This is a genomic window from Chryseobacterium ginsengisoli, assembly GCF_039542325.1.
In the GTDB taxonomy this organism is placed as follows: domain Bacteria; phylum Bacteroidota; class Bacteroidia; order Flavobacteriales; family Weeksellaceae; genus Chryseobacterium; species Chryseobacterium ginsengisoli.
Genome location: NZ_BAABHX010000001.1, coordinates 257,896 through 270,307, shown reverse-complemented (window position 1 = coordinate 270,307; position 12,412 = coordinate 257,896). Strand labels below are relative to the sequence as shown.

The 12,412-nt window shown below is 32.7% G+C and carries 10 protein-coding genes; 6 read left to right on the top strand and 4 right to left on the bottom strand.

The window, feature by feature from the left end:
• The first annotated feature begins 134 nt into the window (after positions 1 to 134).
• The 5 genes from lpdA to ABD940_RS01300 all read left to right on the top strand — a co-directional run bounded on the left by lpdA (position 135) and on the right by ABD940_RS01300 (position 5,487).
• A complete protein-coding gene (gene lpdA / locus ABD940_RS01320) occupies positions 135 to 1,523 on the top strand; it encodes a dihydrolipoyl dehydrogenase (RefSeq protein WP_312400050.1) in 1,389 nt (462 codons plus the stop codon).
• Between the two features lie 118 nt (positions 1,524 to 1,641).
• The gene (locus tag ABD940_RS01315; protein WP_345199814.1) at positions 1,642 to 2,256 is read left to right on the top strand and encodes a PH domain-containing protein; all 615 of its coding nucleotides are present in this window, start codon (positions 1,642 to 1,644) and stop codon (positions 2,254 to 2,256) included.
• A 68-nt stretch (positions 2,257 to 2,324) separates the two neighbouring features.
• Complete coding sequence (locus ABD940_RS01310) at positions 2,325 to 2,924, top strand: hypothetical protein (protein ID WP_345199813.1); 600 nt, start codon at positions 2,325 to 2,327, stop codon at positions 2,922 to 2,924.
• A 114-nt stretch (positions 2,925 to 3,038) separates the two neighbouring features.
• Positions 3,039 to 4,589 (top strand): membrane dipeptidase, encoded by a 1,551-nt coding sequence (locus ABD940_RS01305; RefSeq protein ID WP_345199812.1) that lies wholly within the window; start codon positions 3,039 to 3,041, stop codon positions 4,587 to 4,589.
• A 91-nt stretch (positions 4,590 to 4,680) separates the two neighbouring features.
• Positions 4,681 to 5,487 (top strand): patatin-like phospholipase family protein, encoded by an 807-nt coding sequence (locus ABD940_RS01300; protein ID WP_345199811.1) that lies wholly within the window; start codon positions 4,681 to 4,683, stop codon positions 5,485 to 5,487.
• 207 nt (positions 5,488 to 5,694) lie between these two features.
• On the opposite strand, the gene ade is transcribed toward ABD940_RS01300, so the two are convergent.
• Both ade and ABD940_RS01290 read right to left on the bottom strand, forming a co-directional pair.
• Positions 5,695 to 7,323, bottom strand: coding sequence for an adenine deaminase (ade, locus tag ABD940_RS01295; RefSeq protein ID WP_345199810.1), 1,629 nt, complete (start codon positions 7,321 to 7,323; stop codon positions 5,695 to 5,697).
• A 134-nt stretch (positions 7,324 to 7,457) separates the two neighbouring features.
• Positions 7,458 to 7,889 (bottom strand): hypothetical protein, encoded by a 432-nt coding sequence (locus tag ABD940_RS01290; RefSeq protein WP_345199809.1) that lies wholly within the window; start codon positions 7,887 to 7,889, stop codon positions 7,458 to 7,460.
• Positions 7,890 to 8,346: 457 nt separating this feature from the next.
• On the opposite strand from ABD940_RS01290, the gene ABD940_RS01285 reads away from it, so the two are divergent.
• Positions 8,347 to 10,275 (top strand): SPFH domain-containing protein, encoded by a 1,929-nt coding sequence (locus ABD940_RS01285; RefSeq protein WP_345199808.1) that lies wholly within the window; start codon positions 8,347 to 8,349, stop codon positions 10,273 to 10,275.
• 234 nt (positions 10,276 to 10,509) lie between these two features.
• Here ABD940_RS01285 and ABD940_RS01280 read toward each other — a convergent pair whose 3' ends face one another.
• Both ABD940_RS01280 and ABD940_RS01275 read right to left on the bottom strand, forming a co-directional pair.
• Entirely contained in the window at positions 10,510 to 11,205 is a 696-nt protein-coding gene (locus ABD940_RS01280) for an ABC transporter ATP-binding protein (protein WP_345199807.1), read from the bottom strand.
• Between the two features lie 84 nt (positions 11,206 to 11,289).
• Positions 11,290 to 11,868 (bottom strand): hypothetical protein, encoded by a 579-nt coding sequence (locus ABD940_RS01275; RefSeq protein WP_345199805.1) that lies wholly within the window; start codon positions 11,866 to 11,868, stop codon positions 11,290 to 11,292.
• Positions 11,869 to 12,412 lie beyond the last annotated feature (544 nt).

Genomic DNA, 12,412 nt, shown 5'->3' with positions numbered 1-12,412 from the left:
GAGAACGCTTTTGTGTTCTCTTTTTTTGTTTAAAATGAAATGAAAATAGCATTTATTATGCATTGCTTCACGAATTTACAGAAACGTGCTTCATCCAATATTTTTCCTTAAATTCGCATAAAAATTTTAAACTAATGAATTACGATATTATTGTCATCGGAAGTGGTCCTGGTGGATATGTTACTGCAATTAGAGCGGCGCAATTGGGTTTCAAAACTGCAATTATCGAGAAAGAAAATTTAGGAGGAATTTGCCTTAACTGGGGATGTATTCCAACTAAAGCTTTATTGAAGTCGGCTCAGGTTTTCCATTACATCAATCACGCTGAAGATTATGGTTTAAATAAAGTAGAAGGTAGCTTTGAATTTCCAAACGTTATTCAAAGAAGCCGTGGAGTTGCCAACAAAATGAGCAAAGGGATTGAGTTCTTGATGAAAAAGAATAAAATCGACGTTATTTTAGGTACTGCGAAAGTTCAGAAAGGTAAAAAAGTTTCTGTGACAGATAACGAAGGAAAAGTAACTGAATATACAGGTACTCACATCATTATCGCAACGGGAGCTCGTTCTAGAGAGTTGCCAAACTTACCACAAGACGGTAAAAAAGTAATCGGATACAGACAGGCATTATCTCTTCCTGAGCAACCAAAATCTATGATTGTTGTAGGTTCTGGAGCGATTGGGGTAGAATTTGCTGATTTTTATAACACAATGGGTACAAAAGTAACTGTTGTTGAATTTATGCCAAACATCGTTCCTGTAGAGGATGAGGACGTTTCTAAACACTTAGAAAAATCTCTGAAAAAATCAGGAATCGAAATTATGGTAAATGCTTCTGTAGAAAGCGTTGATACAAGCGGAGAAGGCGTAAAAGCTACTGTAAAAACTGCAAAAGGAAATATCGTTCTTGAAGCTGATATCTTATTATCTGCTGTTGGAATTGCTGCAAACATCGAGAACATTGGTCTTGAAGAAGTGGGAATTCAAACAGATAAAGGAAGAGTTTTGGTAAACGAATGGTACGAAACTTCAGTTCCAGGATATTATGCAATCGGAGATTTGATCCCGACTCAGGCTTTGGCACACGTTGCTTCTGCTGAAGGTATCACTTGTGTTGAAAAAATCAAAGGACTTCACGTTGAGAAAATCGACTATGGCAATATTCCTGGATGTACTTACTGTCACCCAGAAGTTGCTTCTGTTGGTCTTACAGAAAAGCAGGCTAAAGAGAAAGGTTACGAAATCAAAGTTGGTAAATTCCCTCTTTCTGCAAGTGGAAAAGCAACTGCAAACGGAAACACAGACGGTTTCGTTAAAGTTATTTTCGATGCTAAATATGGTGAATGGTTAGGTTGCCACATGATCGGTGAAGGTGTTACAGATATGGTTGCAGAAGCTGTTGTTGCTAGAAAATTAGAAACTACAGGTCACGAAATCATCAAGTCAATTCACCCGCATCCAACAGTTTCTGAGGCAATTATGGAAGCTGCTGCTGCTGCTTACGGAGAAGTGATTCACATTTAATTTGAGATAATCGATTTTAAATATTATTAAAACCACAGATTTTGTCTGTGGTTTTTTCTTTTATCTCACTTATTTTCTTATTTTTATTGACTGAATAAAATACAAATTAAAATAAACTATGTTTAAAAAATTAGCTGCGGAAGCTTTAGGACTTGGAGATATCGGTAAAATTATTCCTTCTCAGGATTATGATAAAGTAGATTCTGATGATTATATTTTATCGGAAGACAATGAGAAAATTTTTTTCTTGATTAAATCTAAAAGAGATGAATATTGCTTTACAAACAGAGCATTAATTCATATCGACGGAGCAAGTGCTTTGGATAAAAAGAGAGTCTTGAGAAGATACGAATATTATCAGTTCCCTTTTTCTGCAATAGCTTTGCAAACTGCGGGAACGATCGATTTAGATGTTGAAATTTCATTTAATATTGGAAATGTTCCGTTGATGATCAGCGTTGCAAAAGGTCAGATCGATCAGTTGAAAGATTTGTACAAGGCTCTTTTAGCGATTCAGCAGGAAGTTCACCACAATCATTCATTATTGAACTTTTCTAATGATAGCATCCAGAAAGCAATAACAAGTGTAGCTTCCGGAAAGCAGGAAAATGTTTCGAAAAGTCAGGAGTTAAGAGCAATCAACGAATATATTTTTGCATGGAACACCAACAGTTTCGATAAATATAATCAGAAAGATTTCTCAAGAATTTTTGAAAAGTATATTAATAATTAGAATTAATTCAATAAAAATAATATATTTAAAGCTCAGATTAATCTGGGCTTTTTTAATAAACTATACTCATGAAAAAAATATTGACTTTACTGTCTATCCTTAGTTTTGCTTTTTTATTTTCGCAAGAAGAAACAGAATACATTAATAATCCTCTTCCTGCAAAATATGTTTTGAAAACTTCGAAAGATACGATTAATACCCACATTGTTGGAAGTTATGCATTTAAAAAGAACCATTTTACAGCAGATACGTTTTTAAAGAATATAAAGACTGAAAATGATGAAGTTAAAACAAAAGTCCCTGTAGAAACAATCAAATACCTTGAAATCACAGATTTTGATAGAAAAGTAAGAAAATTTATTAATTCTGATCGTTTTCCTGAACTGAAATTGGGAAGTAGAATGCTTGAAGTTTTATTTCAGGGAAAAAGAACCTTAGTTTTGAGAGAAGAATATAATGTGAATATTTACGGTAATACCGGAGCTACATATTATACTTTTGATAAGAGAGAATTGCTTAAAAAAGGAGGAAAGGATAAAGTTCTCAAAGAGCGACTTGAAAAATATCCCGATTTGCTTGAAAGATATAAAAGAATAAAAAAAGATGCTGAATATTACGAGTTACTTACTGATTACGAGAAAAAACTTGAAGCTTCATTAAGCTTATAAATTTAAAGAAAGCCACAGATTTTGTCTGTGGTTTTTTATTTGAAAAATACCTCAAAAGTGGAATAACATATTCAAAATTAACTTAGTAACTTTAGTGTAATAAAAACTAAGGTTATGAAATATTTTGATTTCCACTGTCATCCGATTTTAAAACAATTGTTCAATGACGACCCCAATATCGATACTTTTATTTATAAAAAAGATCTTGCTAAAATTCCAAAAGCCTGTTCGGAACTTGGAAATATTATCCAGACACAGACTCATCATATTCAGCTTGCTGAATTTAAAGATGAAGTAATTGTAGGCGCGGTTTTGTATAGCGTCGAAAAATATGTTGCCAAAAATGTGATTCCTCTCCGCACTAATCTCGAGAAACCTTCACAATTCAAGCTTTCAAAAACATTGTTGGAGAATATTGATAATAATGTTTACAAAGCATTTTCAGGCTTTTTGATGGAAAGAACATTGGAGGAATATATTCAGGCTTCTTCGTATAATATTCTTACCAAAGCCAGTTTTAAAAGTCCTTTACCGAAAAATAAGGTCAATGTATTTTTTACAATTGAAGGTTGCCATTCTTTAGTCGATACAATCAACGAATGCGATGCAACACAATCATATAATGTTAATGAGATTATTACAAATCTTGATAAAGTAAGAGAAAAAGTAAAGGTCATTTCAGTCAATCTTACACATCTTCAACAGTCAAGTTTATGCAATCACGCATTCGGAATGCAGGTTGCGAAAATTGAACCTTTTATCCCAAAAGGAAACGGTCTTCAGAATGACGGGAAAAAGGTGGTTCAGGAATTATTTAACCGAAATATTTGCGTTGATGTTAAACACATGAGTTACAAATCCCGAAAAGATTTAATGACAAATATTGATACTAAGAAATTTAGCAACCCACAACCTTTGGTTTGTACTCACGCAGGATTTACAGGAATTCCTTTTAAAAACTGGACAGGATATATTGATTTCAAAAAGCAGGCTTTTGGAGCAATGGCTTTTGATCTTGCCAAGCCAATTGAAAATAATATTTATGCGGAAAGATGGGGACTTCCGGCTTTCAACGCTTCTACGATTAATTTATTTGATGAAGAAATCGTTTGGATCGTAAAAAATGGTGGTGTCATCGGTCTCTCATTAGACAAAAGGATTTTAGGTTATATTGATGATATTTCAGGAAAAGGTTCTGATGAAACTTTAACGGATAGAGAATATTTTTCAATGGATGAATGGAATGCTTTAGGAATAAATAATGATAAAAATTTTGGTAAACTAATTAGAGAAGAAACTTCTATTACTGTAAAAGAATTTACACAAAGTCAACAGATTTGGGACAACTTTTATTACAGTCATATTCTCAATCATCTTAAACATTATTTCAAAGTTTGTTTAGCCAACGGAATTTCAATGGAAACAGCACAAAAGCATATCACAATCGGTACAGATTATGATGGTTTGATTAATCCATTTGATGTAACGGCTACAGTTGGAGATATTGGAAAACTAAGAAGCTATATCAGTCTGAATTTTAGATATTTTCTCGAAGAATCCAATGATTCGAAAACTTGGGCAAATCAAATAAAGATGGACACTTTCATGGAAAACCTTTTTTATTGGAATGGCTATAATTTTATAAAGTCAAGATTTGAGCTTTAATAATAAATTTATTTATGTTAAAATCCTCTAAAATCACTGTGTAATGAAAAAATAATTTAATTATATCAACTCGTTTTCTTACTTTTATTCAATGAACTTTGAAAAAGTAGGGCTTGTTTTATCTGGCGGTGGTACAAAAGGTATTGCTCATGCAGGAGTTTTAAAATTCCTGATTGAAAAGGATATCGATATAGATATTCTTTCATGCTGCAGCGCAGGTTCTATTGTAGGTTGTTTGTACGCGATAGGAAAAACGCCCGAAGAAATCTTGGAGTTCTTCAATTCTGTCTATTTTTTCAACTGGAAGCACTTTACTTTTAATCAGCCGGGTTTGGTTTCATCGGTGATTTTCAGGAATTATCTCAACCCTATTTTCGGAGACATGAAACTAGGAGATTTAGATAAAGAAGTGAAAATTGTTGCAACAGAATTGGTCAACGGCACCGAAAAAATATTCGATAAAAATTTCAGAGTTGTAGACGCAATTATCGCCTCATGTTCTATTCCGGGAATCACGACACCTTATATTATTGATGATGAAATGTACTGTGATGGAGGAGTATTGAATAATTTTCCCGCAGACATTATCAGAGACGACTGTGATAAACTGATCGGGATTTTCGTTTCTCCGCCACATGACATTAAAATCAATGATCTAAAGTCGATTAAAGCCATAGTTTCGCGTTCTTACGATCTGCTTTCTTACAGAGTTGAAAAAATTAAGTTCAGCTATTGTGATTGGTTCATCACATCACAGGAATTATCAACTTACGGAACTTTTGAAAGAAGAAAAGACCGTTTGGAGCAAATTTTCAACATCGGCTATCATGCTGCAAAAGATAGCTTTTCTGAGAGTCAGTTTTTTTCAGAATTAAAAAATGAAAAACGTATAGTTTAATACTGTTTTGTTGGTAAATCGCAAAGGCGCAATTTCTTTTAACAACTATACTTTTTAAGGCGCAAGGATTTTATCTGTGATAAAATTTAATTTAGCAAATTATTACTGAATCAATTCAATATTAATTTGCTGAAAATCTTTGATTTTCTTGCGTCTTAAAACAGAATAATAATAAAACCTTTGCGCCTTTGCGATTTACCAACAAATCTATTTAATAAACACATCAGTAAACTCAAAATTTTTACCATTAAATAGCCCTTTATCACTCAGTTTCAACTCAGGAATTACCAAAAGAGCCATAAATGATAAACTCATGTAAGGTGCTCTTAATTTGCTTCCTAATTCTTTTGCACGTCTGTCTAGTTTAATATAAGATTCAGCTACTTCTTCTGCCGGAAGATCGGTCATAATTCCTGCAATTGGTAATTCTAAAACCATCTCTTCAGTTTCCGTTGCCAGAGAAATTCCTCCTTTAGCTTTAATGATGGCATTTACCGCTTTACACATATCTTCATCATTCGTTCCGACAACGACAATATTGTGACAGTCATGAGCAACACATGAAGCAATCGCTCCCGTTTTCAAGCCGATATTTTTAATAAAAGCTGTGGCAATCGGTGCATCTTGATAACGATTGACAACCGCTATTTTCAGAATGTCTTCTTTAGGATTTGATTCTGCATAACCGTTTATGATTAAAGATTCTGTATGTATTTCTTTTGTGATTAGCTGCCCATCCAAAGTTTCTATTACACGGATTTTATCACCTTCACTTTTTATTTTAAAATCAGATGGATTCTTTAGGCTGCAATGAAAATTATTAACAATAGGAACTTCAAAAGATGGGATGAATGATTTTCCGTTTTCAGCAACCAGATTTCCGTCGATATAGGTTTTTAAAATTGTAAAATCCTCAAGATTATCGATTTCAATAAAATCTGCATTATCTCCAATTTGCAATAATCCGACCGGTAAATTGTAGTGTTTCACAACGTTGTAAGAAGAAGCTCGTAGAACATTGTATAAATCATGACCCAATTTTAAGGCTCGTTTTACATGATCATTAATGTGAGATTCCAATAAATTATCGGGATGTTTATCATCACAACAAAACATGATTTGATCCGGAAAATCTTGTAATAAAGGAATTAATGTATCGAAATTTTTCGCTGCACTTCCTTCACGGATCATCACTTTTACACCATGTTGCAATTTTTCCAGTGCTTCCTGATAACCAAAACATTCATGGTCGGTAGAAATTCCAGCATTGAAATACGTTTTCATTTCTTCGCCCATTAATCCGGGAGCATGACCGTCAATTGGCTTGTTATGCCTTTTTGCAGATTCCAGCTTTTTCAGGACTTCTTCGTCATTGTAAATCACGCCCGGAAAATTCATCATTTCTGCGAGATAAACAATTTCTTTTTTATCTAATAATTTATCGATGTCATTAGAATCAATAATCGCTCCTGCTGTTTCAAAATTGGTTGCTGGAACGCAAGACGGCGCACCAAAATAAAAATGAAAAGGTACTTTTTGTGCATTATCGATCATATATTCCACACCGGAAATTCCTAAAACATTGGCAATCTCGTGCGGGTCTGAAATTGTTCCTAATGTTCCGTGTTTTACAGCAATACGCGCAAATTCTGAAGGAACAAGCATACTGCTTTCAATATGAACGTGAGCATCGATAAAACCGGGCAAAATATAGGTATTCAGCGTTTCTGAAATTCTTTGTATTGAACTGATTTTATTATCTGTAATGACGATTTCTGCAGGATAAGTTTCCTTTGCAACCACGTCTATTAAATTTGATTTTATGGTAAATGACATTGCGTCTCTGTTATTTTAAAGTGAATTTACCAAAATAATAGAAATGATGATAATATTTGGAAATTTATTGTGTTTATTTTAATGAAAATTCCTGATTTAGAAAAATCAGGAATTTATCAATAATCATTTTATTTTTAACTTTTCACAATCTGTCCGTCTTGATTTACGATTGTCTTTCCATTTTGATCGGTTACCGAAAGAGTATAAGGTGCTTTTCTAGGAGAATCTGTTAAATAATTTCTCCAGATCTGATAAGTATAACCATTATTATTAAATTCGTAATAATAATTTCCGCCGGTTCCGTCAGGAATTAATTCTCCGTTTGGAATGATCATGTTTGGTTTGGAAGTTACTTTTCCGTTCACGCTCCAAGCTTGATAAAGGTAGTTTCCGTTGGGTTGTTTATCAATTTTTATTTTAAATTTTTTAGTTTTAATAATAACCGATTTTGGTACTTTTTCTTTTTGATAATTTACTGTTGAAATTGGATTTTCATTAAAAGTATTTGCTGAAATTAATGAAAACTGAGCAACACAAATCGCTCCGAATAAAATTTTCTTAATCATTTTTTTAATATGTATTGGTGATGTTTAATCTTATCAAATTTAAAGCCAACTCATGATGTTTTTTATCAATTAAAACAATCTTAAAAATGTCAAAAAGAAATATTTTTGAACGATAAACTATCTGTTTTGAAAAATAATAGGATTGATTTTCAGTTGATTAAATTATTTATTAAAAAATATTTGAATTTTTTGAAACAACTGAATATTTTTCTTGCGTACATTTGTACCACAAAAGGATCTCTTTCCTTTACCATTGAAATGAAACTAATTAACTTTAAGTTTTTTCTATTAAAAGTATCAGAAATCACCTTCACGATTTTTAATACTTCTCCTCCTACAATTTCTTAATTTTTTCGAAAGAATTATCAAATAATTCGTACTCTGTTTTTTCATATTCTGAAAAATAGAGCACAATCCCTGTTTTCAAATTTAATCAAAACATAAAAACAAACGAACTATGGAATTAGGTTTTCATGGCTGGATGATTCCGGCTGTAATTGCACTTTTGTGCGTAATTTTTTACAAATTTATTCTAAGAATTTTCTTTGGATTAATCATTGTTCCCCAAGACAAAATAGGATTGGTCACCAAAAAATTCGTTCTCGTCGGTAAGCAGGAACTTCCGGAAGGAAGAATTATTGCAACCAATGGAGAAGCTGGTTTTCAGGCTCAGACTTTGGCTCCGGGAGTATATTTTGCAAAATGGATTTGGCAGTATTCTATCGATTTTCAACCTTTCATCGTAATTCCTACAGGGAAAATAGGATTGTTACTGGCTAAAGATGGTATGGAACTCGAAACCGGAAGAATTCTTGGTAGAAAAGTAGATTGCGATTCTTTTCAGGATGCAGAAGCATTTTTAAAGAACGGAGGAAGAAAAGGTCGTCAAACTGCGATTATTGCTCCGGGTTCTTACAGAATCAACACGTTATTATTTGAAATTGAATTAACGGACATGACTCAAATTCCTGATAATGCGGTAGGAATTATTACAACAATGGAAGGAAGTCCTTTGGAAGAAGGGCAGATTGCGGGTAAAATTATTCAAAACCATAATAAATTTCAGGATGTTGATACTTTTTTAAATAGTGGAGGTTACAAAGGTCTTCAAGAGCAGGTGATTTTGGCGGGTTCGTATTTCCTTAATCCTTGGTTTACGAAAGTTGAGATGGTGAAAATGACGGAAATTCCGATTGGTCATGTCGGTGTTATTATCAGTTATGTCGGTGAAGATGGTAAAGATTTAAGCGGAGTTGACTTTAAACACGGAAATATTGTTGAAAAAAGTCATAAAGGAGTTTGGGCAGAACCGATCGGCCCCGGAAAATATCCGATCAATCCTTATATTATGAAGGTGGAGCTTGTTCCTACAACCAATTTAGTGTTAAACTGGGCTTATGAAAGAAGCGAATCTCACCAACTTGATAAAAATCTTTCAACAATTACGGTGCGAAGTAAAGACGGTTTCCCTTTCAATCTTGATGTTTCTCAAATCATCCATATTCCGACTTATGAAGCTCCAAAAGTGATTGCCCGTTTCGGAAATATGATTAATCTTGTAAGCCAGGTTTTAGAACCAACGATTGGAAATTATTTCAGAAACTCTGCACAGGACAGTGATGTTATTGCGTTCTTGGGAACACGTAAAGAAAGACAGCAATCGGCAAAAGATCATATCAGCAGCGTTTTAGAACAGTATAATGTCAATGCAGTTGATACTCTGATTGGTGCAATTGTTCCTCCGGAAAGTTTAATGAAAACTTTAACTGACAGAAAATTAGCTGAAGAGCAAAAAATTACTTACGAAACGGAAATGTTAGCTCAGGAAACACGCCAGGCTTTGGAAAAAGAAACAGCAGTTGCCGATATGCAAAAGGAAATTGTAAAAGCAGATCAGGGAGTTTGGATTGCCGAAAGAATTGCCGATGCTTCCGTGAAAAAAGCCACCGGTGATGCTAATTCCGTAAGGTTACAAGCCAATGCTGAAGGTGACAGATTGAAATTGTTGGCAACCGGTGAAGCAGAAAAGACAAGGCTTCTTGCGAAAGCCGAATCAGAAAAAATTGAATTATTGGCAAAAGCAAATGCTGAACAAATCTCATTGACAGGTAATGCAGAAGCGGAAAAAATTCTTGCCATCGGTAAATCTAATGCCGAGTCATATAAACTATCTGTAGAAGCAATGGGAGGAAGTAACTTTACTCAATTAAAAATTATGGAAAATATCGCAAGTCAAAATGTGAGAATTATGCCTGAAGTATTGATTGGTGGAGGCGGAGATTCTGCAAATGGTGGAATCAGTGGATTGTTGGGACTCCAGCTTTTGGAACAGATACAAAAGAAAAGTGTAGAAACGGTTTCTGTTGCTGATGAAAAAAATGAATGACAATTCTTAATTTAAATTAAAATCTTTAAAATTTTAACCACAAAAGATTTTAACACCTTAGATTCTTTAAGTTAAAAATCAGAACTACAAGAAGAACACATAAGTTTTGAAAATCAAAGATTTTCATTTTGTGAACTTTGAAATACTTTAAAATAAATTCAAAATATATCTTTTGTGACTTTTGTGGTTAGAATTAAAACGAAAATGCTCCAAAATTCTGGAGCATTTTTTATTTTAAGTGGTATAACTTGCAAAAGCCTCTTCCAGACTTTCAAATTTACCTTTAAATTCTTCAATTGGGCAATCCTGCAGAATATTTCCTTTATGTATAAGAATCACGCGCGAACAAAGCGCTTCAACTTCCTGCATAATATGTGTGGAAAGTAAAACCGTTTTTTGCTGTCCGATTTCTTTTACTACATTTCGGATTTCGATGATTTGATTTGGATCAAGCCCATTCGTAGGTTCGTCTAAAATCAATAAATCCGGCTGATGAAGAATTGCCTGTGCAAGACCAATTCTCTGTTTGTAACCTTTGGAAAGTTGTCCGATTTTCTTTGACTTTTCAGGAGTAATTCCTACTAACTCTATAACTTCATCTACTCTTTTTTCTGAAATTTTATGAATGTTGGCTACAAATTGTAAATATTCTTTTACAAACATTTCCAGATACAAAGGATTGTTTTCTGGGAGAAATCCTATTTTCTTCTTACTTTCAGTTTCGTGTTCCGTAATATTTTTACCATTAAAGATAATTTCGCCTTCATCAATTTTTAAAGCACCGACAATGGATTTCATCAACGTAGATTTTCCGGCTCCGTTTGGACCAAGAAGTCCGATGATCTCGTTTTTGTCAATAGAAATATTAATATTGTTCAGTGCGGTTTGTTCACCAAATTTTTTGGTTAAATTGTTTATTTGAAGAGACATAATTTGTAATGATCTTTTTGCAAAAATAAAATAAAAAAAACTCATTCGGATGAATGAGTTGATTTAATATTTCAAAAAATTTAATTATCTTCTTGGTTTCTTATCCTTATTGTTGTTAACAGGAGTGGGAGTAACCGGAGCAACTGTTGAAGCCGTATTCATCTGTTGATGATTCGGATTTACATTATTCATTGTAGCCGGTTTTTCGTACATCGCAGATTTTCCGTTTGATTTTCCGAAGATTTTATCAATCTGTTTTTTATTCAGAAGCTGAGATTTACCAACATATTTTTTATTCTTATTGATATACTGAATAAACTGAACAGTGGGCGTTCCATAATTTTTCTCGAAATGCAATTCAATAATATCATTAGGAAGTTCCAGAACGATATTACTTTCAGGAGCATCAATAAATCCGTTCGCAATCAGTTCGTATAAACCGGAAACATCTTTATTCAAATTCTGAAAAGAAAAAGATCTGAATGTATTCAGATTTGCGGTATTCAAATCCTGATAATTTATGGTAAATTTATCGTCTTTTTTATATAAACCTACGGAATTATCTTTACCAACTTCCACCAAAGTTTCGTTTTTCAACACCTTTATCTGTGAGAAAGCCGAAATACCGAACAAACATGTAAATAGTAGAATTATTTTTCTCATAAGCTGATTTTTAATGTTTTGTAATTTGGTATAACTAAATTAACAAATAAAAACTTAAAAAAGCAATTTTTTATTCCTTTGAGCAAAAGTAACAATTTTTTTTAATATTCATTAATGAAAATTGATTGATAATATTTATTCTTTATTAAGTGATTTAATTTAAATTACTGATAACCAAATATATATTATTAAATATGATTAAGTTTCACTTTATAATTAAACATCTTTAAAGTTGTTATGAAGATTGTCATAATCAATTAAAAATCAATCGGTAAAGAGTCTTTTTGACTTGGGAAATAATTACTAATTTGAAATAAATGTTAATTCTTTTCTACCAAATTATTGATTTGAAAATTATTTAAATTACTTGAATTGAAGGTTGGAAAACTAAAGGATTTTTCTTGGAAAAGCCCTCCTGAAAGCAGTAAAGGCTATCGGTCAAAAATTTTTTCATTATGTGTATTTTTTAAGTAGGCAAATGTACATAAAAATTGGCTTATTGAAAAAAATTATAATTTCCGAAAAACAATGATTTCAGTATTAT